We start from the raw sequence: 21,250 nt of genomic DNA, 5'->3' as shown, positions 1-21,250 counted from the left end.
CGCGTGTGGGGCCGGCTGATCAGCGCCCTGAACAGGTGGGCCACGGTGACCACGCTCGGTCCCGGCCGGCTCCGGGTGCGGTTCGTCGACCCGACGGGCTCGGTGCGAGCCGTCGACATCCTGATGACCCCTGATGAATGGGACGACATCGCGACCGTCGTGTGGGGCTCGGACGAACTCGCGGCAGCATGGGTGAAGCAGCGCATTCTCGACACCGAACCGCGTCACCGCTACCTCGTCCACTCGATCTGCGATCTGATCCCGTCGGAGACCGAGTTCCTTCCGCCGAATCCCCGCCTCGAACGCGCCAAGCAGGCGGTGAGGGACCGTCCCCAGGAACGGGGACGGTGGGTCGTCCTGGATGACGACGGCAACGTGGTGGACGAGTTCCGCTGAGCCGTCGCCGGATTTCACCCAGCGCAGTCTTGCTGCGTAGACTGTCGCGGTGGACATGATCCGGCTGGAGTGACGCGCGAGCACCTGCTCGCCCCTGCGAACTCGCCCTGCCCACTTCTCTCGAAGGCTCTTCCATGATCACCGCTTCCCACGTGGAGCTGCGCTTCGGCGCGCGCGTCCTGATGTCCGACGTCTCCTTCCGTGTCACGAAGGGGGACAAGATCGGCCTGGTCGGGCGCAACGGCGCCGGCAAGACCACGCTGACGAAGATGCTGGCCGGTGCCGGCGGCGAGCCCTCCTCGGGCTCGATCACCCGCTCGGGCACCGTCGGCTACCTGCCGCAGGACCCGAAGACGGGCGACCTGTCGATCACGGCGCGCGACCGGATCCTGTCGGCGCGAGGTCTCGACGACGCCCTGCGCCGCATCCGCCAGGCCGAGAAGGACATGGCCTCCGAGGACTCCTCGGTCGCCGAGGACGCGATGCGTCGCTACGCGCGCGCCGACGCCGACTTCGGTGCCGCAGGCGGTTACGCCGCGGAGGCCGAGGCCGCGACCATCTCGCACGCCCTCGGCCTGCCCGACCGGGTCCTGGAGCAGCCGCTGCAGACGCTCTCGGGCGGTCAACGCCGACGCATCGAGCTGGCGCGGATCCTGTTCAGCGACGCCGACACGATGCTGCTCGACGAGCCCACCAACCACCTCGACGCCGACTCGGTCGTGTGGCTCCGCGGGTTCCTGCAGACCTACTCCGGCGGGCTGATCATCATCAGCCACGACGTGGACCTCGTCGAGGAGACCGTCAACAAGGTCTTCTACCTCGACGCCAATCGCGCCACGATCGACATCTACAACATGGGCTGGAAGCACTACCTGCGCCAGCGCGAGTCGGACGAGGCGCGCCGCAAGCGCGAGCGCGAGATCACCACCAAGACGGCCGAGCGGCTCATCGCCCAGGGCAACAAGATGCGCGCCAAGGCCTCGAAGGCCTCCGCCGCCCAGCAGATGCTGCGTCGCGCCGAGCAGATGATGGCCGGCCTCGAGGAGGTCCGCCAGGTCGACAAGGTCGCCAAGATCGACTTCCCGAAGCCCGCTCCGTGCGGCAAGACCCCGCTCATGGCGGAGGGCCTGTCGAAGTCGTACGGGTCGCTGGAGATCTTCACCGACGTCGACCTCGCGATCGACCGCGGCAGCCGTGTCGTGGTGCTGGGTCTCAACGGCGCCGGCAAGACCACGCTGCTGCGCATGCTCGCCGGCACGCTGGAGCCCGACACCGGCGAGATCGTCCCCGGGCACGGCCTGAAGATCGGCTACTTCGCCCAGGAGCACGAGACCCTCGACCTCAGCCGGACGGTGCTCGACAACATGCAGCGAGCGGCGCCCGACCTGACCGAGACCCAGGCGCGCAGCGTGCTGGGCGCGTTCCTGTTCACCGGCGACGACTCCGAGAAGTCCGCGGGGGTGCTCTCCGGTGGCGAGCGCACGCGACTGGCCCTCGCGGGACTGATCGTCTCCAGCGCCAACGTGCTGCTGCTCGACGAGCCGACCAACAACCTCGACCCGGCGTCGCGCGAGGAGGTGCTGGCGGCGATCCGCTCCTACGAGGGCGCGATCGTGCTGGTCTCGCACGACGAGGGCGCGGTGCGGGCGCTCGACCCAGACCGCGTGCTGCTGCTGCCGGACGGCGACGAGGACATCTGGAACGACTCGTACGCCGACCTGATCAGCCTGGCGTGACCTCGGCAGCCGCCTTGGGGCGGCGCTCGCGCAGCTCGGCGCGGACGAACAGGAAGTAGCCGACGACCGCGAGGCCGGAGAAGAACCACCACTGGATCGCGTAGAACAGGTGGGGCCCGGTCCCGAGGTCGGGCTGCGGCGGGCCGGTCAGGCCCTCCTGCTCGGGCGACGTCAGCGCGACGTAGCCGGGCAGCGGCTCGGCGCCGAGGAAGTCGGTCCAGCGCTCGCCGTTCACGGCACGGACCTGGCCGTCGCGCGGCGTGGTGGCGGCCTTGTCGGCGGTGCTGGCGCGCTGCAGCCAGCCGGTGATCGTCACGGGACCCTCGGCGGCGGTGGGCACCTCGTCCGGTGCGGTGCCGTCACGCGGTCCGGCGATCCAGCCGCGGTCGACCAGGACGACCTGGCCGTCGGTGAGCCGCAGGGGAGTGATGACCTGGACGCCGGGGGCGCCGTCGCGGTGGGCGAACCGCACCGTGATCTCGCGCGAGGAGTCGAACGTTCCCGTGGCGGTGACGGTGCGGTACTCGAGGTCGGGGTCCCAGCCCTCGGCGAGGACGTCCTCGACCGGGACGGGCTCGCCGGCGACGTTGGCCTCGACGATCGCGTTGTCGGCCTTGCGCTGCTCCCAGCGGTCGTACTGCCAGCCGCCGAGGACGTAGCAGGTGACGGCCATCAGCACGACGAAGATCGCGAGCCCGATCCAGCGCGGGCTCACCAGGAAGCGCAGCACCTACTGGTCCAGTTGCTTGCGGTCGACGCCGAACGGCGAGGGCCCGTCGCCGGAGCTCCGGATGGCCGAGTTGCCGATCACGACGGCGACGTACGGCAGGAACACCGCGCCGACGAGCAGAATCCACCGGGTCCAGTGGTCGACGGCGACGAAGCCGATGAAGCAGGCGACGCGGACGGCCATCGAGATCAGGTAGTTGCGCTCGCGATGGTCGACCTGGGAGCTGTAGGGCTCGCGCGCACTCGTGATCGAGTGCACCTCTTCGGGTTCGCGCCGGGCCATGTCCCGAGTCTACGCCGTGGGTCCTGCGCGGCACCCGCCGCCGGGTGGGACGATGAGCCCATGAGCAACCGCACCTATCGAGTCACCGAGATCGTCGGCACCTCCCCGGCGGGCGTCAGCGAGGCCATCGACAGCGGCATCGCGCGAGCGTCGCAGACCCTGCGGCACCTGGACTGGTTCGAGGTCGTGGGCATCCGCGGCCAGATCGTCGACGACGAGGTCGAGCACTACCAGGTCACCCTCAAGATCGGCTTCCGCCTCGAGGACGACGAGTAGGACCGGCTACGGCGCCGCCGTCACGTCGGCGGCGTCGGCCGCCTCGACCTCCTCGCGCGTGATGCCCATGAGGTACACGATCGCGTCGAGGTAGGGGACGTTCACCGAGGTCTGCGCCTGATCGCGCACGAGCGGCTTGGCGTTGAACGCGATGCCGAGTCCAGCGGCGGCCAGCATGTCGAGGTCGTTGGCGCCGTCGCCGATGGCCACCGTGTTGCGCACGTTGATGCCGGCCTGCGCCGCGAAGTCGCGCAGCGCCTCGGCCTTGCCCGCGCGGTCGACGACGCGGCCCAGGACGCGACCGGTGAGCGCGCCGTCGACGACCTCGAGGTCGTTGGCGGCGAAGTAGTCGATGCCGAGGTCGGCGGCGATGCGCTCGATGATCTGCGTGAAGCCACCGCTCACGAGGGCGAAGCGGTAGCCCAGACGCTTGAGCGTGCGGATCATCGTGCGCGCGCCGGGGGTGTAGCTGAGGTTCTCGTAGACCTCGTCGAGCGCCGAGGCTGGCACGCCCCGCAGCTGGGCGACGCGCTCGTGCAGGGACTCGGCGAAGTCGAGCTCGCCGCGCATGGCCCGCTCGGTGACCTCGGCGACGGCCTCCTCGCAGCCCGCGTGGGCGGCGAGCATCTCGATGACCTCGCCCTGGATGAGCGTGGAGTCGACGTCCATCACGACGAGGCGCTGCGCGTGCCGCAGGATGCCGTGCTCCTGGACGGCCACGTCGGTGCCGTGGTCGTGGCCGATCGCGGCCAGCTCGGACTGGAGCGCGTCGGGATCGGCGCCCGAGACCTCCATGCGGATCGCCGTGACGGGGTAGCGCGCCATCCGGACGATGCGGTCGATGTTGCCGCCGAGGCCGTTGATCCCCTTGGTGAGCGCGGCCATCGCGTCGGGGCGCAGCGGGGCGCCCAGCACGACCACCTGCGAGCGGCCCACCCGTCGGGGCCGGTTGTCTCCCGTGCCGTGCACGACCTCGACCTCGAGGCTCAGGTCGGCGCCCACGGCGTCGAGATCGGACTGGAAGCCCGGGAGCTCGTCGGGGGTGGTCACGAGCACGCTCAGCACGAGCCGGCCGCGCACGACCAGCTGCTCGACGTCGATGACCTCGACGCCGTGGGCGGCCAGGGCGGAGAAGACCCGACTGGAGACGCCGGAGCGGTCGGGACCACTGAAGGTCACCAGCACCGTGGGCTCGGTCAGGTGCAGCGTCGGGACGTGGCCCGGGACAGGCGTGCTCATCGTGTCGAGGGTATCGGCAGAACGTTGCGGCCAACCGATAGGTTGGTGGTGTGACCGCCGTGTTCGACCTGACCGACGTCACCATCGTGCGCTCGGGCAAGACTCTCCTCGACCGCGTCTCGTGGCGCGTGGAACCGGGGGAGCACTGGGTCATCGTGGGGCCCAACGGTGCGGGCAAGACCACCCTCCTGCAGGTGGCGTCCGCCAACATGCACCCCACGGCCGGCAGCGCCGAGATCCTTGGCGAGCGTCTCGGCGCCGTCGACGTCTTCGAGCTGCGTCCCCGCATCGGGCACACGAGCGCCGCGATCGCCGACCGCGTGCCGCCGGGCGAGACCGTGCGCAACCTCATCCTGTCCGCGGCCTACGCGGTCCTCGGGCGCTGGAACGAGGAGTACGACGACGAGGACCACCGCCGCGCCATGGCGATGCTGGCCGAGCTGGGCATCGCCCCGCTGGCCGACCGCACCTTCGGCACGCTCTCCGAGGGCGAGAAGAAGCGTGTCCTGCTGGCGCGCTCGCTCATGACCGATCCCGAGGTGGTCCTGCTCGACGAGCCCGCCGCCGGCATGGACGTCGGCGCCCGCGAGGACCTCGTCGAGAGCCTGGAGGCGCTGGCCTCCGACGAGCTCGGCCCGTCGCTCGTGATGGTGTCGCACCATCTCGAGGAGATCGCGCCCGGCTTCACCCATGCACTGCTGCTGGCCGGCGGACGCGTGGTAGCGTCCGGGCCCATCGCCGAGACGCTGACGTCGCAGAACCTGTCGGTGGCGTTCCGTCAGCGCCTCGATGTCACGCACGACGCGGGGCGGTTCTCGGCACGACGCCCGCCGGTGCGGCGGCGCGCGAACTAGGAGGGGACATGGACTGGTTCGGGGACGACATCTGGCTCACGTGGGCCGCGCTCGGCGTGCTCGTCTGCCTGATCGAGCTCGCCAGCGGCGAGCTCATCTTCCTCATGTTCGGCATCGCGGCGTTCTCCGCCGCGGCCGCGGCCGGCCTGGGGGCGCCGATCGCGATCCAGCTGGCGCTGTTCGGCGTCATGTCGGTGGCCCTGCTCGCCCTCGTCCGCCCGCGCATCGCCGCCCGCGTCCACGACGGCCCGTCGCTGCCCTCGGGCCAGCACGGCCTCGTGGGCCAGCTCGCGATCGTCGACGAGCACGTGAGCCGCCACGGCGGCCGTGTCCGCATCGGCGACGTCCTGTGGACCGCTCGCCCGATCGACCCCGAGGCGGCCTACGAACCTGGCGACGAGCTCCTCGTCGCCGACATCGACGGCGCGATCGCCCGCGTCGTCCGGAAGGAGAGCTGAATGCTGGAGTCCGCCCTGTTGGTCTTCTTCATCCTGCTGGTGGTGCTGCTCGTCGTCACCGCCACGATGAGCCTGAAGATCATCCCGCAGAACTTCGCGGGAATCGTCGAGCGCCTCGGCAAGTACCGCACCACCCTGACCCCCGGACCGCACCTGATCGTGCCGTTCCTCGATCGCGTGAAGTACCGCGTCGACCAGCGTGAGCAGGTGGTCTCCTTCCCGCCGCAGGGCGTCATCACCGAGGACAACCTGACCGTCGAGATCGACACGGTCATCCTGTTCACGGTCAACAACCCGGTGGCCGCGACGTACGAGATCGTCAACTACATCGACGGCATCCACCAGCTGACGATGACCACGCTGCGCAACATCATCGGTGGCATGACGCTGGAGCACGCGCTCACCAGCCGTGACCAGATCAACCGCACGCTGAGCGCCGAGCTCGACGCGGCCACGGGTCGCTGGGGCATCAAGGTCAGCCGGGTCGAGCTCAAGAGCATCGATCCGCCGCCGACCATCATCGACGCGATGGAGAAGCAGATGCGCGCCGAGCGTGACAAGCGCGCCGCGATCCTCACGGCCGAGGGCGAGCGCCAGTCGGCGATCCTCAGCGCCGAGGGCCAGAAGCAGGCCGCGATCCTCACGGCCGAGGGCCAGAAGCAGTCGGCCATCCTGACCGCCGAGGGCGAGAAGACCGCGGCGATCCTGACCGCGCAGGGCGAGGGCCGCGCCATCGAGACCGTCTTCCAGGCGATCCACGACGGCAACCCCGACCAGAAGCTGCTGTCCTACCAGTACCTGCAGACGCTGCCGAAGATCGCGCAGGGCCACAACGCCTCCACCTGGATCATCCCGGCCGAGGTCACCGCGGCGCTCAGCACGATCGGCAACGTCGTCGGCTCGATCCCGGTCGACGGGGGCGGCTCGCACAAGCGGGTCGACCTCGACGAGCCCGTCGAGACGGCCTCGTCCGGTCCGGCCGAGACGTCGAGCGCGGTCGAGGAGGCCATCCGGGCCGCCAAGCAGGCCGAGTCGCCCGTCTCCACGCAGGACGAGCCGCCCACGGACCAGCCGCCGACTGCGTGACCTCGCGACTCCTCGTCCTCGGTGCCGCCGTGCTCGCCACGGTGGGCATCGTCATCGCCTGGCTCGTGGTGGGCCGCGGCGGCGACGACGACCCCGTCAGCGGGCCGGCGGCGCAGCAGGCCGAGGAGGTGCCCCTCGCCGATGGCTCGACCACCGAGCCCGACGAGGACTGGGTCACCCGGACCGCGGCCGACCGGCAGATCCCGGTGCGCGCGATGCAGGCGTACGCGCGCACCGAGATCAGCCAGCGCGAGGCCGCGCCGGACTGCAACTTGCGCTGGAACACCCTCGCCGGGGTCGGCTCGGTCGAGTCGGCGCACGGCACGCTGGGCGGCGCCGGCCTCGACGCGGCCGGCGTGCCGAGCAAGCGGATCATCGGTCCGCCGCTCAACGGCGAGAACGGCACGCGGGCGATCAAGGCCACCAAGGAGTCCACGGCCCTGCACGGCGACGAGGAGTGGGACCGCGCCGTCGGCCCCTTCCAGTTCCTCACGTCGTCGTGGGAGCTGTACGGGGCCGACGCGGACGGTGACGGCCGCGCCGACCCGCACGACATCGACGACGCCGCCCTGGGCGCCGCGAACCACCTGTGCGACCGCGAGCGCGACCTCGCCGGCGAGGGCTGGGTGCCGGCGGTGTTCGCCTACAACAACTCGATGGCCTACGTGAAGAAGGTCCGCGGCATCGCCGACAGCTACGCGAAGTAGCGCCGGCGGCCCGGGGTCACCACTGCCAGGTGCCGTGGATGATCGCGCGGCCCAGCGTCTTGAACGCCAGGTTGAACCCGACGACGGCGGGGGAGGCCGACGCGTCCACGCCCAGCGTCTCCTCGCCGACGGCGTGCACGACGAAGTAGTAGCGGTGGGGCTGGTCGCCCTCCGGCGGCGCCGCGCCCATGAAGTTGAGGCCGCCGCCGTCGTTGCGCACGTGGAAGGCGTTGCCGGGGAGGGTCTCGTCGCTCGCGCCGGCGCCGGTGGCCAGCTCGGTGACGCCGGCGGGGATGTCGACCACCGCCCAGTGCCAGAAGCCCGACACGATCGGCGCGTCGGGGTCGAAGCACGTGACGACGAAGGACTTCGTGCCCTCGGGGGCTCCGCTCCACGCCAGGTGCGGCGAGGTGTCGCCGTGCGCGTTGACCTGGTCCTCCTTGAGGGAGGCGCCGTCGGTCACGTCGTCGCTGGTGACGGTGAAGGACGCGGCGGCGGGCAGCAGCGGGTACGGATCGGGAGTCACGGGTCGGTCGAGGCTCATGCCACCTAACCTAGTGCGGTGGCCGACCTGATCGCACTCGATGACGCCCGCGACGAGCGGCTCCGCGACTACACCGACCTGCGCGACGTGCAGCTGCGGACGACCGTCGAGCAGGAGCGCGGGATCTACATCGCCGAGGGCGAGAAGGTGATCCACCGCGCGGTCGCCGCCGGGCACACGCCGAAGTCGCTGCTGCTCGCCCCGCGCTGGCTCGACAACCTGTCCGACGTCCTCGAGTCGACCGACGCGCCCGCCTACGTGCTGACCGAGAAGGCGATCGAGCAGGTCACCGGCTTCCACGTGCACCGTGGGGCGCTCGCGGCGATGCAGCGGCCGCCGGAGCGCGAGCCTCGCGAGGTGCTGACCTCGGTCCGTCGCGTGCTCGTGGCCGAGGACCTCGTCGATCACACGAACATCGGGGCGATCATGCGCAACGCGGCGGCGCTGGGCTTCGACGCGGTGCTGCTCTCACCCCGCTGCGCCGATCCGCTGTACCGGCGCTCGATCAAGGTGGCGATGGGTGCGGTGTTCTCGCTGCCGTGGGCCCGCCTCGACGACTGGTACGGTGCGCCGGCGCTGCTGCGGGAGCTGGGCTTCACGACCTACGCGATGACGCTGGCCGACGACGCGGTCAGCCTCGAGGACGTCGAGCCGGCCGAGCGCGCGGCGGTGATCGTCGGCTCGGAGGGACCGGGCCTGACCGAGCACTGGCAGCGCGAGGCCGACCACCGCGTCATCATCCCGATGGCGGCCGGTATCGACTCGCTCAACGTGGCGGCGTCGACGGCGATCGCCTGCTGGCACTTCAGTCGGCGCTAGGGTCCTCGCCCACGGGCCAGTCGTCGGGGTAGTCCTCGGCGAGCGTCTTGTGCTGCTTGTAGAGCTTCTTGCGCGCCTTCTCGGGCACCCGGTCGCCGAAGACCGTGCCGAACAGGTGGTCGGTCTCGTGCTGGAGGCAACGAGCCAGCAGGCCGGTTCCCTCGAACGCGACGGGCTCGCCCGTGTGGTCGACGCCCGTGACCCACGCGTGGTCGGGGCGACCGCACTCGGTGAACGCGCCGGGCAGCGAGAGGCAGCCCTCGTCGGCGACGTCGAGCTTGCGGTCGGTACCGTCGGGGAGGCGGAGCACGGGGTTGCACACGACGCCCGTGATGCGCTGGTGGTCGGCGTCGGGGCAGTCGAAGACGAAGACCTTGAGGTCCTCGCCGACCTGGTTGGCGGCGAGGCCGACGCCCTCGGCGGCGTACATCGTGGCGACCATGTCGGCCACGAGGGTGGCGAGCTCGTCGTCGAACGTGGTGACGTCGCGCAGCTCGTGGTGCATGACCGGCGTTCCCCAGCGGGTGATGGGGCGGACGGAGCCACCGGTGGGCAGCGGGCGGGACTGGTCGGCGGAGGGCGTTTCGGGCACGCCTCAGCCTATCGACTGGCCGACACGCGCAAAGCGTTGGCAACTGACACCGATTTCAGATACTCTCGGTATGTGAAACTGTAAACGGCAGTTTCGGCAATCACCGAGGGAGTGAACGTGGCGGGTAGAGACCCCATGGCCTACGGACTTCGCGCACTGAACAAGCTGGCGGCCTCCGAGACGCTGGACCGCATCGGCCTGCGCAAGTTCGCCGAGCGGGCGGTCCACGGATCGACGAAGGCGGGATTCCAGGCGATCGGCGCGGCACAGCGCACGTTCACCAAGGTCTCCGGCAGCTCGCAGGGCAGTCGTGTCGAGGCCGCACAGCCGTCCGGCGTGTTCGACCTGACGCCCACCGAGGACCAGCAGATGATGGTCGACGTCATCGGCGAGTTCGCCGCCGAGGTGCTGCGCGCCGGTGCCGAGCAGGCCGAGGCCGCCGACGACACGCCCAAGGAGGTGCTGGCGCAGACCTCCGAGTTCGGGCTCAGCCTCGTCAACATCCCCGAGACGCTCGGCGGACTGGCCGAGCAGCGCTCCGCCGTCACGGGCGTCCTCGTCGCCGAGGCACTCGCGCACGGTGACATGGGCCAGGCCGTCGCGTGCCTGGCGCCGTCGGCCGTCGCCACGGCGATCTCGCTGTGGGGCACCGAGGGCCAGCAGCAGACGTACCTGCCGTCGTTCACCGACGGCGACGTCCCGGCCGCCGCGCTCGTCGTGGCCGAGCCGGTCCCGATGTTCGACCCGTTCACCCTCGCCACGGTCGCGAAGCGCGCCGGCTCCGGATATGTCCTCAACGGCGTGAAGTCCGGTGCCGTCCGCGGTGCCGAGGCCGAGCTGCTGGTCGTCGCGGCCGACGTTGAGGGCCGCGGCCCGTCGATGGTCATCGTCGAGGCGAGCACCGACGGCGTCGCCGTCGCGGCCGACCCCGGCATGGGACTGCGCGCCGCCGGTCTCTCGCGCATCCAGCTGACGGACGTCCAGGTCGCCGAGGACGCGATCCTCGGCTCGGCCGACGACTACCGCGAGATGATCCGTCTGTCGCGGATCGCCTGGGCCGGGCTCGCGCTCGGCACCGGCCGTGCGGTGCTGGAGTACGTCAGCGAGTACGTGAAGACCCGTGAGGCGTTCGGCGAGCCGATCGCCCACCGCCAGGCCGTCGCGTTCACCGTCGCCGACATGGCGATCGAGCTCGAGGGCATGCGCCTGGTCACCCTCAAGGCCGCGTCGCGCGCCGAGCACGGCGCCGACTTCGCCCGCGAGACCGCGCTGGCCCGCCGCCTGGCGGCCGAGTACGGCATGAAGATCGGCACCGACGGCGTGCAGATGCTCGGTGGCCACGGGTTCGTCAAGGAGCACCCGGTCGAACGGTGGTACCGCGACCTGCGTGCCGTCGGCGTGATGGAAGGAGCAGTCCTCGTCTGAGGGCGCAGCGATCATGATCTACCTCGAGACCCCCAAGAAGTTCCGCGGCTTCGTCCAGCAGGCGCACGACGTCGCCAACGAGTTCCTGCGCGCCAACTCGCGCAAGTACGACCTGGCCGAGCACAGCTACCCCAAGGAGCTCGACCTCCTGGCCTCGCTGATCGACGGCCTCAACGAGTCGGGCAACAGCACGGGCGCCGGTGCCGCCGGCGTGCGCGTCAAGGACGACACGAAGAAGAAGGACCAGGGCGTCCGCAACGCCACCAACATGGCGTCGGTGCTCTCGGTCATCGAGATGTGCTGGGGCGACGTCGGCCTGCTGCTGTCGATGCCCCGCCAGGGCCTGGGCAACTCGGCGATCGCCTCGGTGGCCACCGACGAGCAGGCCGAGCGGTTCAAGGGCACGTGGGCGTCGATGGCGATCACCGAGCCCAGCTTCGGCTCGGACTCGGCGGCCATCAAGACCACCGCCACGAAGGACGGCGACCACTACGTCCTCAACGGCGAGAAGATCTTCGTCACGTCGGGCGAGCGGTCGGACTCGGTGGTCGTGTGGGCCACCCTCGACAAGTCGCTCGGCCGCGCCGCGGTCAAGTCGTTCGTCGTGCCGAAGTCGCTGCCCGGCATCCGGGTCGAGCGTCTCGAGCACAAGCTCGGCATCCGGGCGTCGGACACCGCCGTGATCGTGCTCGAGAACTGCCGCGTTCCCGCCGAGAACCTGCTCGGCAGCCCCGAGATCGACACGAAGCAGGGCTTCGCGGGCGCGATGGCCACGTTCGACAACACGCGTCCGCTCGTGGCCGGCATGGCCGTGGGCTGCGCCCGCGCCTCGCTGGAGGTCATGCGCGACCTCATCGAGCAGTCGGGCCTGGTCGTGGACTACGACCGCGCGCCGGCCCTCCAGCCGCACGTCGTCGCCGAGTTCCTCCAGATGGAGGCCGACTGGGAGGCCGCGCTGCTGCTGACCCTCGAGGCCGCCTGGATGGCGGACAACCGGCAGGCCAACTCGCTGCAGGCCTCCATGGCCAAGGCGAAGGCCGGCCGCGCGGGCAACCAGATCACGCTCAAGTGCGTCGAGCTCGCGGGCTCGCTGGGCTACAGCGAGACCGAGTTCCTCGAGAAGTGGGCCCGCGACAGCAAGATCCTCGACATCTTCGAGGGCACGCAGCAGATCCAGCAGCTCATCGTCGCGCGACGACTGCTGGGCCTGAGCAGCTCGCAGCTGAGGTGACCCGACGGGCCGCGATCAGGGACGCAGCAGCGCCTTGATCGCGGTCCGCTCGTCCATCGCCGTGTAGGCGTCGGCGACCTCGTCGAGCGCGAACGTGCGGTCGAAGACCGCGCCGGGCCGCAGATCGCCCGAGAGCACCTCGGGCAGCAGCTCGTCGAGGTACGCGCGCACCGGCGCGACGCCACCGGCGAGGCCCTGGTTGCGGCCGAACATCGCCGGGACGTTGAGCTCGACGCCGTGGGGGACGCCCACGTAGCCGACCGTGCCGCCGGGACGCAGCGACAGGAACGCCTGCTTCATCGACTCCTTCGTGCCCACGCACTCCAGCGCGGCGTCGGCGCCGATCCCGTCGAGGATCTCGCGCACCTCGGCCGCGCCCTCCTTGTCGCGCTTCTCCACGATGTGGTCGGCGCCGAACTGCGTGGCGAGCGCCTGGCGGTCGGCGTGCCGCGACATCGCGACCACGGTGGAGGCGCCGAGGCGCTTCGCGGCCAGCACGGCCGAGAGGCCGACCGCGCCGTCGCCCACGACCACGACGGTCGAGCCCGCGGTGACGCCCGCGCTGACCGCCGCGTGGTGACCCGTGGGGAAGACGTCGGTCAGTGCCAGGACGTGGGGCAGGAGGTCGTCGCCGACCTCGCCCGGAACCGTGACGAGGGTGCCGTCGGCCTGCGGTACGCGGACCAGCTCGGCCTGGCAGCCGGTGTAGCCGCCGCCGTTGACGCACGAGGTCTGCACGCCGTTGCGGCAGTGGACGCACGTGTTGTCGCTGTACATGAACGGCGCGATGACGAAGTCACCCACCGAGAGCGCGGAGACGTCGCTGCCGACCCGCTCCACGACGCCCACGTGCTCGTGACCGATCTGGTGCGGCTCGGTCTGCGGCTTGTTGAGGCCGCGGTAGGGCCACAGGTCGCTGCCGCAGACGCACGCGGCCACGACGCGCACGATCGCGTCGGTGTCGGCCTCGAGGTCGGGATCGGGAAGGGTGTCGAGTCGAATGTCGCCGGGGGAGTGAAGGACTGTCGCGCGCATGCGTGCAAGGATGGCAGACATGAGTGAAAAGCCCGAAGTCGATTTCACCCCCGGCCCCGCCCCGACCGACCTCGTGATCGAGGACATCACCATCGGTGACGGCGACGAGGCGGTCAACGGCGGCGTCGTCGACGTCCACTACGTGGGCGTGGACTTCGAGACCGGCGAGCAGTTCGACTCCTCCTGGGACCGTGGCCAGTCGGCCCGCTTCCCGCTGCCCCAGCTGATCGGCGCCTGGCAGCAGGGCATCCCCGGCATGAAGGTCGGCGGCCGCCGCAAGCTCATCGCCCCGCCGGAGCTGGCCTACGGCCCCGCCGGCGGCGGACACCGCCTCTCGGGTCGCACGCTGGTCTTCGTGATCGACCTGCTCGGCGTCGGCTGAGCTAGATCTCGGCGAGCGCCTTCGCCACCCGTTGGGCCGAGATCGGCCCGACGGCCCGCAGTTCCTGCGCGAAGGTGCTCACCCGCAGCTCCTCGAGCATCCAGCGCACGCGCCGCACGGGCGGCGTGAGGCGCTGCCACGGGCGCAGGTCCTTCGTGCGCTCGTGGAACCGTGCCTCGAGGTCCCAGATCTCGCCGGCGTCCTTCGTGGACGTCAGGCGCTTCGCCGCTGCCCGCAGGTAGACCGCGAGGCGCCCCACCTGGTCCGCGCCCATGTCGCGGATGAAGCCAGGGTGGACGAGCCACGAGACCTGCACGCGCACGTCCTCGGCGGCCTCACCGGTGCCGGGGCTCAGGTCGCCGAGCGCCTGGAGCGCCGTGATCACCTGGCGCACGATTCGCTCCGTCAGTGGCACGGCGTCGGCCCGCACCAGATCGCGCAGGCGCCGATAGGCGGCCTCGTCGCGCACCGGGCCCCCGTGCTGCACCACGAGGTGGTCCAGCGCCGTCAGCCACGACTCCTCGATCACGGCCGCCGCGTCGCCCTGCGGCGACGTGGACAGCAGCAGCTTGTCCTGCAGCGAGAGCGCCCGCCCGACCGTGCTCAGCGGTGAGCCGGTCGACAGCGCGATGAGCCGCGCCGTGCCGCGCACCGTGGCGACGCGCTGCTCCGCCTCGGTTCGCAGGACCCGCAGCGCCACGCTGTCACCCTCGTCGACGATCGCGGGATAGCCCGTGACCTGGCCGGCCGTGATGCTGACGGGCAGCTCGTCGAAGTCCCAGTCCTTGATGCCGGTGCGCTCCTCGCGACGGGCGCGCTGCTGCAGGTCGCGGCGCAGACGGGGCTCAAGCTCGCGGCGCAGCGCCTCCAGGTCCTTGCCCGAGGTCAGCTCCTTCTCGCCGTCGACCACGCGGAACGTGGGGCGCAGGTGCGCCGGCAGCGCCGTGGGGTCGATGAGCGAGGGGTCCACCTCGAGGGCGCGACCCAGCTCGCCGCGCAGGTCGCGCGAGGTGTCCAGCGAGGGCAGCACGCGCTCGGCCGACTGCGCCGCCGGCGCGAACCGCCGGCGCTCGGACTTCGGCAGCCCACGGATCAGCTCGGTGACCAGCTCGAGACGCCGGCCGGGCACGCCCCAGGCGAACTCGTCGCCGTCGATCGTCAGCAGGTCGTCGACCGGCACCGTGATCGTGATGCCGTCGTCGGCGGCCTGCGGGTCGAAGCGGTAGGACACGTCGAGCACGGCGTCGAAGTCGGCGCTCTGCGACGTCCACGAGGTCGGGAACGCCTCGGCGTCCACGTCGGCGCGGAACAGGTCGTCGGTGAAGTCGAGGATGCGCTTGTCGGGCTGCTTCTTCCACCACGCGTCGAAGTGGCGCACCGAGACGACGTCGGCGGGGATCCGCGCGTCGTAGAAGTCCACGAGCGTCTCGTCCTCGACCCGGATGCCGCGGGTGCGGACGCGCTCCTCGAGCTCCTCGATCCTCGCGATGCGGTCCTGGTTGCGCTGCCAGAAGCGGTGGTGGGTGCGCCACTCGCCGCCGACCAGCGCGTGGCGGATGAAAAGCTCGCGGGCGAGCGGGGCGTCGTGCTGGGCGAGCATCACGGTGCGGTCGACCACGACCGGCAGGCCGTAGAGGGTGGACCGCTGGGTGGCCACGGCCGCGCCGCGCTTCGCCGACCAGCGCGGCTCCGAGTACTGGTGCTTCAGCAAGTGGCCGCCGGCCTTCTCGACCCACGCGGGATCGATGCGGGCGTTGTCGCGGGCGAACAGGCGCGAGGTCTCGACGAGCTCTCCGGCCATCAGCCAGCGCGGCGGCTTCTTGGCCAGGCCCGAGCCGGGGAAGACCATGAAGCGCGCGCCGCGGGCGCCGAGGTACTCGCGGGTCTCGGCGTCGCGCAGGCCCACGTGCGACAGCAGGCCGTGCAGGAGGGCGCGGTGGATCGCGTCGGCGTCGGGCTCGCTGCGCACCTTCCCGGGCTTGAGGCCGAGCTCGCGCACCGTGCGGCGGAGCTGGGAGTTCACGTCGGCCCACTCGCGCACGCGCAGGTAGTGCAGGAACTCGTCGTGGCACATCCGGCGGAACTTCGTGTGCGAGAGCTCGTCACGCTGCTCCTGCAGGTAGCCCCAGAGCTTCAGCAGGCTCAGGAAGTCCGAGTCGGGCTGGCGGAAGCGCGCGTGCATCGTGTCGGCGGCCTGCTGCTTGTCGAGCGGGCGCTCACGCACGTCCTGGATCGAGAGGCCGGCGACAATGACGAGCACCTCGGGAAGGACGCCCAGCCGGTCGGCGGCCAGCACCATGCGCGCGTGGCGGGGGTCGAGCGGCAGCCGCGACATCGTGCGGCCGATCCTCGTCAGGCGGTCGCCGCCGTCGAGCCGGGGAGCGAGCGCGTCGAGCTCGCGTAGCAGGGTGAGGCCGTCGGCGACGGCACGGTGGTCGGGCGCGTCGAGGAACCCGAACTCGCGGATGTCACCGAGGTCGAGCGCGGCCATCTGCAGGATGACGCTGGCGAGGTTGGTGCGCTGGATCTCGGGGTCGGTGAACTCGGGGCGGGACTCGAAGTCCTCCTCGTCGTACAGGCGGATGCAGATGCCGTCGGCGACGCGGCCGCAGCGACCCGCGCGCTGGGCGGCGCTGGCCTGGGAGATCCGCTCGATGGGCAGTCGCTGCACCTTGAGGCGGGCGCTGAAGCGGGAGATGCGCGCCAGCCCCGGGTCGACGACGTACCGGATGCCCGGCACGGTGATCGAGGTCTCGGCGACGTTCGTGGCCAGCACGATCCGCCGGCGCGGCCCGGTCTGGAACACGCGCTGCTGCTCGTGGGCGGCGAGTCGGCCGTACAGGGGCACGACGTCGCCGAGGGACTTGCCCTCGAGGACCTCGGCGGTGTCGCGGATGTCGCGCTCGCCGGGCAGGAACACCAGGACGTCGCCCTCGCGCGGCAGCTCGCGGACGGCGCTGACGATCCCGTCGATGACGTCGTCGTCGCGGTCGAGCGGGCGGTAGCGGACCTCGACCGGGTAGGTGCGGCCGCTGACCTCGATGACGGGCACGGGTCGCTCGGGGGTGCTGAAGAGCTCGGCGAAGCGCTCGACGTCGATCGTGGCCGACGTGACGACGACCTTGAGGTCGGGGCGTCGGGGGAGCAGCTCGCGCAGGTAGCCCAGTAGGAAGTCGATCGAGAGCGACCGCTCGTGGGCCTCGTCGATGACGATCGTGTCGTAGCGCTCGAGGCGGCGGTCGTGCTGGAGCTCGGTGAGCAGCAGGCCGTCGGTGACGAGCCGGATGACGGTGTCGGGGCCGGAACGATCGTCGAAGCGCACGGCGTAGCCGACCTCGGCGCCCAGCTCGACGTCGACCTCCTGCGCGATGCGGGCGGCCACCGAGCGCGCGGCGATCCGGCGCGGCTGGGTGTGCGCGATCCGCTTCCGGCCGAGCTCGGCGAGGATCTTCGGCAGCTGCGTCGTCTTGCCCGATCCGGTCTCGCCGGCCACCACGACCACCTGATGGTCGCGGAGGGCGTCACGGATCTCGTCGTGCCGGGCGGCGATCGGCAGGGCGGGGTCGAACTCGAGTCTCATCGCTCCCATCTTCACCGCAGGCCGATGGCGTCGGCGAAGAGGGCATACCCGACGAAGGCGACGACGTCGAGGATCGTGTGCGCGATCACGAGCGGCATGACCCGTCCGGTGCGGTGGAACCACCACGCGAACACCACGCCCATCGCGGCGTTGCCGAGGAACTGACCGAAGCCCTGGTAGAGGTGGTAGCTGCCTCGCAGCAGGGCCGAGGTGGCGATGATCGCCGGCAGGCCCCAGCCGAACTGCTTGAGCCGCGTCATCAGGTAGCCGACGACGATGACCTCCTCCAGCAGCGCGTTCTGCACCGCGGAGAGCACGAGGATCGAGATCGACCACCAGTACAGCTGGTCGGGGCTCGTCACGATGTCGGCGGTGATCCCGAGCGCACGCCCGCCGAAGTAGACCGCGAGCCCGGGGATGCCGATGACGGCGGCGAGTGCGGCGCCGAAGCCGAGATCGCGCCACGGCTGACCGCGGTCGAGACCCAGGCGCCTGAGCACGGGCGGAGCCTGGTCGAGGCTCAACAGATACAGCGCGAGTGCGACGGGCACGAGCGCGAAGCCGATGGCGAGCAGCTGGTACGTGAGGTCGAGCCACGGGATCGCGTGACGCGATTGGTTGAGGCCGGCGGTGGCGTCGCGCAGCGAGCCCTCGGAGAGCTTGCGCAGCAGGCTGACGACCGCGTAGACGGCGGACTGGCCGAGGGAGAGGCCGAGGACGATCCAGACCTCGGCGCGCAGGCGCCGGGGTGCGGTGGTCACAGGTCGTTCGTGTTGAACGTGTCGCACGAGTTCAGGTTGCCGGACTCGTAGCCCGTCGTGAACCAGCGCTGGCGGGACTCGCTCGATCCGTGCGTCCACGAGTCCTGGTTGACCCGGCCGCCGCCGAGCGTCTCCTGGATGTGGTCGTCGCCGACGGCGGCTGCGGCCGACAGCGCCGACTCGATGTCGGCCCGGGTGAGCGGCTGGATGAGCGCCGTGCCCTGGTCGTCCTGCGTGCTGGCCGCGTGGTGGGCCCAGACGCCGGCGAGGCAGTCGGCCATGAGCTCGATGCGGACGCCGCCGCTCTGCGGGCCGGTCTGGCCGTCCTGGCCGCGGGCGAGGATGCCGAGGATGTTCTGGACGTGGTGGCCGTACTCGTGGGCGACGACGTACATCTGGGCGAGGTTGCCGCCGTCGGCGCCGAACTGGCTGCTCAGCTGGTCGAAGAACGAGGCGTCGATGTAGACGCGCTCGTCGGACGGGCAGTAGAACGGGCCGGTCTGGTTGGAGGCCGTGCCGCACGGCGACTGCGTGGCGCCGGAGTAGATCACGGTCTGCGCCTCGCGGTACTGACGGTTGATGTCGGCCGGGAGCGCGTCGGTCCAGTAGTCCTGGGCGCTGTTCACCGTGCCGACGATGCGGCACACGTCGTTCTCGTTCGCGTCGGCGCCGGTCTGGCACTCGCTCACGTCGATCGACGACGAGTTGCTGCCGCCGGTGAGGATCTGGTTGACGTCGAAGCCCGACGACGTGCCGCCACCGAGGGGGTTGCCGCCGAGGAACACGACCAGCAGCATCAGGACCAGGCCGCCGATGCCGCCGCCGATCACGGCGCCGCCCTTGCCGCCGGTGACCTGGCTCGTGTCGAGGCGTGCGCCCTCGTTGAACGTCATGCGCCAGATTCTAGGCGCTGGTCACCGCTTCCCGCCGCCCAGAAGGCCGCCCAGCAGGCCGCCGAGGACGCCGCCGGCGCCCGAGGAGGTCCCACCGCCGAGGATGCTCCCGAGCAGGTCCTCGATGCCACCGCCCGACGAGGCCTTGCCTCCCTTGCCGGTCACGTGCTGCGCCAGGTACGCCATGACGATGGGCGCGAGAATCGGCAGCAGCTTCTTGACCAGCCCCGTGTCCTGGGCGCCAGGGGAGGAGCCGAGCGCCTGGGCGACGTCGTCGGTCCTCTCGCCGAAGACGTTGCGGACGATCTTCTCGCCGTCGCCGGTGTCGATCGCGTCGACGTCCACCCCGCCGTCGAGGAGCGAGGCGTCCTTGCCGGCCACGGCGCCGCTGAGGGATGCCGCGCCCGCGGGGTCCTTGGCGTTGGCGTCGAGCCCGCCGAGCAGGGCCGGCAGGGCCGCGTCGATGCCCTGCTGGGCGGTCGCGGCGTCGACGCCCAGCCGGGCGGCGATCTGGTCCACGGGGATGAGGCTGCGCAGCTCGTCGAGACCGGCCATGGCGACTCCTTCGTCGTGCGGCCCGTCGTCGGACCGGCGCTTCGATCGTATCGCCGCGCGCGATCCTGCCTAGGGTGTCGCCATGACGGATGTGATGAGCCCGGTGCTGCCGATGACGGGCGACGACGAGGCGCGCCGCGCGGGTCTGCGACGCATGCGGACCCTGGCGACGTCGTTGCTCGTCGTCGCCGCGATCGTCTTCGCGCTGACCCACGGCCGTGACGGTGCGTGGGGGTACGTGAACGCGGCGTCCGAGGCCGCGATGGTCGGCGCGATCGCCGACTGGTTCGCCGTCACGGCGCTGTTCCGCCATCCGCTGGGGCTGCCCATCCCGCACACGGCGCTCATCCCGAGAAAGAAGGACCAGCTGGCCGCGAGCCTGCAGGACTTCGTCTCCGAGAACTTCCTGCGTGAGGACGTCATCCGCGATCGGATCGCCGCCGCCGGTCCGGCCGAGCGCGTCGGAGCGTGGATCGGCGTGCCGGGACGCGCCCATCGGCTCGTCGACGAGGGCGCGCGCGTCGCCTCGGACCTGCTCGGCCGGGTCAAGGAGGAGGACGTGCAGGCGGTCGTCACCGAGCTGATCGTGCCGCGCATGCTCGAGGAGCCGCTGAGCCCCGCAGTCGGCCAGCTGCTGGCGGAGGTGCTCGACGAGGGCGCCCACACGGGTCTGGTCGACCTCGGCCTGGACGAGCTGCACGGGTGGCTGGAGCGTCACCCCGAGCGCATCACCGACCTGATCGTCGCCCGCGCGCCCGACTGGGCCCCGCGCTGGGCGAACACGCTGATCGCGGAGCGGCTGTTCCGCGAGGTGCTCACGTGGGTCCGGGACATCCGCGACGATCCGCGCCACGATGCTCGGATCGCGCTGGACCACTGGCTCGTCACCCTTGCGCACGACCTCCAGCACGACCCCGAGGCGATGGAGCGCGCCGAGCGGCTCAAGGCGCGGCTGCTGACCCAGACGAAGGCCGCCACGACCGCCGTGAAGCTGTGGGACTCGTTCCGCCGCGGCCTGATCGAGGCGCTCGCCGCCGAGGACGGCGTGCTGCGCAGGCGCGTCGTCGAGGAGATCGAGACCCTGGGGGAGCGGCTCCAGTCAGACCCCGCGCTCGCCGCTCGCGTCGACGGCTGGGCCGGGGACGCCGCGGCGTACGTCGTCGAGCACTACGGATCCGAGATCGCCACGGTCATCTCGGCGACCGTCGAGCGGTGGGACGGACAGGAGACCGCGGAGCGCATCGAGCTGCACGTCGGACGCGACCTGCAGTTCATCCGCATCAACGGCACGGTCGTCGGAGGCCTCGCGGGACTCGTGATCCACGCCGTTGCGCAGGTCCTGTGATCCACAGCTGTGGACGATGACTGTGGACGGCCTGTGGACCGGAGCGCGCGTGCGTGTGGACAACCTGTGGACGCGAAAATTCCTGCGATGACTTCGAAAAAGCCTCTTGTGCAGTGCGTCACGGTGCCCTAGAAATGACTCACGCACTCCTCCGGGAGAGCGGGAAGGAAGCCCCGACTCCCTCCACGCAGACGGCGCAAGCCCGACGCAGCACGCCTGGTGATGCAGGTGTGGGAAGGAACCTCACGGGCGACCTGAAACGAAGGCAGCCATCACGCACCATCGATCCGAAGGCCCCGGGAACTCATACTTCCCGGGGCCTTC

22 protein-coding genes are annotated in these 21,250 nt (G+C 71.0%); 12 read left to right on the top strand and 10 right to left on the bottom strand.

What is annotated here, in order from left to right; all coding sequences use genetic code 11:
* Positions 1-45: 45 nt before the first annotated feature.
* Both ACK99Q_RS14175 and ACK99Q_RS14170 read left to right on the top strand, forming a co-directional pair.
* The gene (locus ACK99Q_RS14175; RefSeq protein ID WP_410186761.1) at positions 46-396 is read left to right on the top strand and encodes a hypothetical protein; all 351 of its coding nucleotides are present in this window, start codon (positions 46-48) and stop codon (positions 394-396) included.
* Between the two features lie 134 nt (positions 397-530).
* A complete protein-coding gene (locus tag ACK99Q_RS14170; protein ID WP_410186760.1) occupies positions 531-2,132 on the top strand; it encodes an ABC-F family ATP-binding cassette domain-containing protein in 1,602 nt (533 codons plus the stop codon).
* Here ACK99Q_RS14170 and ACK99Q_RS14165 read toward each other — a convergent pair.
* Both ACK99Q_RS14165 and ACK99Q_RS14160 read right to left on the bottom strand, forming a co-directional pair.
* Positions 2,119-2,862 (bottom strand): SURF1 family protein, encoded by a 744-nt coding sequence (locus tag ACK99Q_RS14165; protein ID WP_410186759.1) that lies wholly within the window; start codon positions 2,860-2,862, stop codon positions 2,119-2,121. The genes ACK99Q_RS14170 and ACK99Q_RS14165 overlap by 14 nt on opposite strands.
* Entirely contained in the window at positions 2,863-3,144 is a 282-nt protein-coding gene (locus tag ACK99Q_RS14160; protein WP_179424728.1) for a DUF3099 domain-containing protein, read from the bottom strand.
* A gap of 60 nt (positions 3,145-3,204) precedes the next feature.
* Between ACK99Q_RS14160 and ACK99Q_RS14155 the strand changes: the two genes are divergently transcribed.
* The gene (locus ACK99Q_RS14155; RefSeq protein ID WP_179424726.1) at positions 3,205-3,420 is read left to right on the top strand and encodes a dodecin; all 216 of its coding nucleotides are present in this window, start codon (positions 3,205-3,207) and stop codon (positions 3,418-3,420) included.
* Positions 3,421-3,426: 6 nt separating this feature from the next.
* Here ACK99Q_RS14155 and serB read toward each other — a convergent pair whose 3' ends face one another.
* The gene (gene serB / locus ACK99Q_RS14150; RefSeq protein WP_410186758.1) at positions 3,427-4,659 is read right to left on the bottom strand and encodes a phosphoserine phosphatase SerB; all 1,233 of its coding nucleotides are present in this window, start codon (positions 4,657-4,659) and stop codon (positions 3,427-3,429) included.
* 50 nt (positions 4,660-4,709) lie between these two features.
* On the opposite strand from serB, the gene ACK99Q_RS14145 reads away from it, so the two are divergent.
* The 4 genes from ACK99Q_RS14145 to ACK99Q_RS14130 are packed head-to-tail and all read left to right on the top strand — an operon-like array spanning position 4,710 to position 7,764.
* On the top strand, positions 4,710-5,513 hold the full coding sequence (locus tag ACK99Q_RS14145; protein ID WP_410186757.1) for an ABC transporter ATP-binding protein: 804 nt from the start codon (positions 4,710-4,712) through the stop codon (positions 5,511-5,513).
* A gap of 8 nt (positions 5,514-5,521) precedes the next feature.
* Complete coding sequence (locus tag ACK99Q_RS14140; protein WP_410186756.1) at positions 5,522-5,971, top strand: NfeD family protein; 450 nt, start codon at positions 5,522-5,524, stop codon at positions 5,969-5,971.
* On the top strand, positions 5,972-7,057 hold the full coding sequence (locus ACK99Q_RS14135; RefSeq protein ID WP_410186755.1) for an SPFH domain-containing protein: 1,086 nt from the start codon (positions 5,972-5,974) through the stop codon (positions 7,055-7,057).
* Positions 7,054-7,764: a lytic transglycosylase domain-containing protein gene (locus tag ACK99Q_RS14130; RefSeq protein ID WP_410186754.1), complete on the top strand. Its 711-nt coding sequence runs from the start codon at positions 7,054-7,056 to the stop codon at positions 7,762-7,764. The genes ACK99Q_RS14135 and ACK99Q_RS14130 overlap by 4 nt, the downstream gene beginning before the upstream one ends.
* Before the next feature lie 16 nt (positions 7,765-7,780).
* Here the strand turns inward: ACK99Q_RS14130 and ACK99Q_RS14125 are convergent, their stop codons facing one another.
* On the bottom strand, positions 7,781-8,308 hold the full coding sequence (locus tag ACK99Q_RS14125) for a YbhB/YbcL family Raf kinase inhibitor-like protein (protein WP_410186753.1): 528 nt from the start codon (positions 8,306-8,308) through the stop codon (positions 7,781-7,783).
* An 18-nt stretch (positions 8,309-8,326) separates the two neighbouring features.
* Between ACK99Q_RS14125 and ACK99Q_RS14120 the strand changes: the two genes are divergently transcribed.
* Positions 8,327-9,127, top strand: coding sequence for a TrmH family RNA methyltransferase (locus tag ACK99Q_RS14120; protein ID WP_410186752.1), 801 nt, complete (start codon positions 8,327-8,329; stop codon positions 9,125-9,127).
* Here the strand turns inward: ACK99Q_RS14120 and def are convergent.
* The gene (gene def / locus ACK99Q_RS14115) at positions 9,114-9,719 is read right to left on the bottom strand and encodes a peptide deformylase (RefSeq protein WP_410186751.1); all 606 of its coding nucleotides are present in this window, start codon (positions 9,717-9,719) and stop codon (positions 9,114-9,116) included. The genes ACK99Q_RS14120 and def overlap by 14 nt on opposite strands.
* Positions 9,720-9,854: 135 nt before the next feature.
* Here def and ACK99Q_RS14110 point away from each other — a divergent pair, with 135 nt between their 5' ends.
* Together ACK99Q_RS14110 and ACK99Q_RS14105 are read left to right on the top strand one after the other, a co-directional pair.
* On the top strand, positions 9,855-11,144 hold the full coding sequence (locus ACK99Q_RS14110; protein ID WP_410186750.1) for an acyl-CoA dehydrogenase family protein: 1,290 nt from the start codon (positions 9,855-9,857) through the stop codon (positions 11,142-11,144).
* A 13-nt stretch (positions 11,145-11,157) separates the two neighbouring features.
* Positions 11,158-12,375: an acyl-CoA dehydrogenase family protein gene (locus ACK99Q_RS14105; protein ID WP_410186749.1), complete on the top strand. Its 1,218-nt coding sequence runs from the start codon at positions 11,158-11,160 to the stop codon at positions 12,373-12,375.
* A gap of 15 nt (positions 12,376-12,390) precedes the next feature.
* On the opposite strand, the gene ACK99Q_RS14100 is transcribed toward ACK99Q_RS14105, so the two are convergent.
* Positions 12,391-13,410: a zinc-binding dehydrogenase gene (locus ACK99Q_RS14100; RefSeq protein ID WP_410186748.1), complete on the bottom strand. Its 1,020-nt coding sequence runs from the start codon at positions 13,408-13,410 to the stop codon at positions 12,391-12,393.
* A 19-nt stretch (positions 13,411-13,429) separates the two neighbouring features.
* Between ACK99Q_RS14100 and ACK99Q_RS14095 the strand changes: the two genes are divergently transcribed.
* Complete coding sequence (locus ACK99Q_RS14095; protein ID WP_179424703.1) at positions 13,430-13,792, top strand: FKBP-type peptidyl-prolyl cis-trans isomerase; 363 nt, start codon at positions 13,430-13,432, stop codon at positions 13,790-13,792.
* A gap of 1 nt (position 13,793) precedes the next feature.
* Here the strand turns inward: ACK99Q_RS14095 and hrpA are convergent, their stop codons facing one another.
* The 4 genes from hrpA to ACK99Q_RS14075 are packed head-to-tail and all read right to left on the bottom strand — an operon-like array spanning position 13,794 to position 19,581.
* Entirely contained in the window at positions 13,794-17,372 is a 3,579-nt protein-coding gene (gene hrpA / locus ACK99Q_RS14090) for an ATP-dependent RNA helicase HrpA (protein WP_410186747.1), read from the bottom strand.
* A gap of 11 nt (positions 17,373-17,383) precedes the next feature.
* Positions 17,384-18,133 (bottom strand): CPBP family intramembrane glutamic endopeptidase, encoded by a 750-nt coding sequence (locus ACK99Q_RS14085; protein WP_410186746.1) that lies wholly within the window; start codon positions 18,131-18,133, stop codon positions 17,384-17,386.
* Positions 18,130-19,026, bottom strand: a complete 897-nt coding sequence (locus tag ACK99Q_RS14080; protein ID WP_410186745.1) for a neutral zinc metallopeptidase — start codon at positions 19,024-19,026, stop codon at positions 18,130-18,132. Before ACK99Q_RS14080 ends, ACK99Q_RS14085 begins: the two co-directional genes overlap by 4 nt.
* Positions 19,027-19,047: 21 nt before the next feature.
* Positions 19,048-19,581, bottom strand: a complete 534-nt coding sequence (locus tag ACK99Q_RS14075) for a DUF937 domain-containing protein (RefSeq protein ID WP_410186744.1) — start codon at positions 19,579-19,581, stop codon at positions 19,048-19,050.
* 82 nt (positions 19,582-19,663) lie between these two features.
* On the opposite strand from ACK99Q_RS14075, the gene ACK99Q_RS14070 reads away from it, so the two are divergent.
* On the top strand, positions 19,664-20,926 hold the full coding sequence (locus tag ACK99Q_RS14070) for a DUF445 domain-containing protein (protein WP_410186743.1): 1,263 nt from the start codon (positions 19,664-19,666) through the stop codon (positions 20,924-20,926).
* Positions 20,927-21,250: the final 324 nt, after the last annotated feature.

Source organism: Aeromicrobium sp. MLTX1 (assembly GCF_046452335.1).
GTDB lineage: Bacteria > Actinomycetota > Actinomycetes > Propionibacteriales > Nocardioidaceae > Aeromicrobium.
Note: the sequence above shows the minus strand (reverse complement) of the source record. Positions and strands in the feature narration are given on the sequence as shown.

What these genes read in the sequence shown, in the direction of transcription:
- ACK99Q_RS14170 (WP_410186760.1), top strand. Translation starts at nt 531, where the DNA reads ATGATCACCGCTTCCCACGTGGAGCTGCGCTTCGGCGCGCGCGTCCTG.
- ACK99Q_RS14160 (WP_179424728.1), bottom strand. Translation starts at nt 3,144, where the DNA reads ATGGCCCGGCGCGAACCCGAAGAGGTGCACTCGATCACGAGTGCGCGC.
- ACK99Q_RS14155 (WP_179424726.1), top strand. Translation starts at nt 3,205, where the DNA reads ATGAGCAACCGCACCTATCGAGTCACCGAGATCGTCGGCACCTCCCCG.
- serB (WP_410186758.1), bottom strand. Translation starts at nt 4,659, where the DNA reads ATGAGCACGCCTGTCCCGGGCCACGTCCCGACGCTGCACCTGACCGAG.
- ACK99Q_RS14140 (WP_410186756.1), top strand. Translation starts at nt 5,522, where the DNA reads ATGGACTGGTTCGGGGACGACATCTGGCTCACGTGGGCCGCGCTCGGC.
- ACK99Q_RS14135 (WP_410186755.1), top strand. Translation starts at nt 5,972, where the DNA reads ATGCTGGAGTCCGCCCTGTTGGTCTTCTTCATCCTGCTGGTGGTGCTG.
- ACK99Q_RS14125 (WP_410186753.1), bottom strand. Translation starts at nt 8,308, where the DNA reads ATGAGCCTCGACCGACCCGTGACTCCCGATCCGTACCCGCTGCTGCCC.
- ACK99Q_RS14110 (WP_410186750.1), top strand. Translation starts at nt 9,855, where the DNA reads ATGGCCTACGGACTTCGCGCACTGAACAAGCTGGCGGCCTCCGAGACG.
- ACK99Q_RS14105 (WP_410186749.1), top strand. Translation starts at nt 11,158, where the DNA reads ATGATCTACCTCGAGACCCCCAAGAAGTTCCGCGGCTTCGTCCAGCAG.
- ACK99Q_RS14100 (WP_410186748.1), bottom strand. Translation starts at nt 13,410, where the DNA reads ATGCGCGCGACAGTCCTTCACTCCCCCGGCGACATTCGACTCGACACC.
- ACK99Q_RS14095 (WP_179424703.1), top strand. Translation starts at nt 13,430, where the DNA reads ATGAGTGAAAAGCCCGAAGTCGATTTCACCCCCGGCCCCGCCCCGACC.
- hrpA (WP_410186747.1), bottom strand. Translation starts at nt 17,372, where the DNA reads ATGAGACTCGAGTTCGACCCCGCCCTGCCGATCGCCGCCCGGCACGAC.
- ACK99Q_RS14080 (WP_410186745.1), bottom strand. Translation starts at nt 19,026, where the DNA reads ATGACGTTCAACGAGGGCGCACGCCTCGACACGAGCCAGGTCACCGGC.
- ACK99Q_RS14075 (WP_410186744.1), bottom strand. Translation starts at nt 19,581, where the DNA reads ATGGCCGGTCTCGACGAGCTGCGCAGCCTCATCCCCGTGGACCAGATC.
- ACK99Q_RS14070 (WP_410186743.1), top strand. Translation starts at nt 19,664, where the DNA reads ATGACGGATGTGATGAGCCCGGTGCTGCCGATGACGGGCGACGACGAG.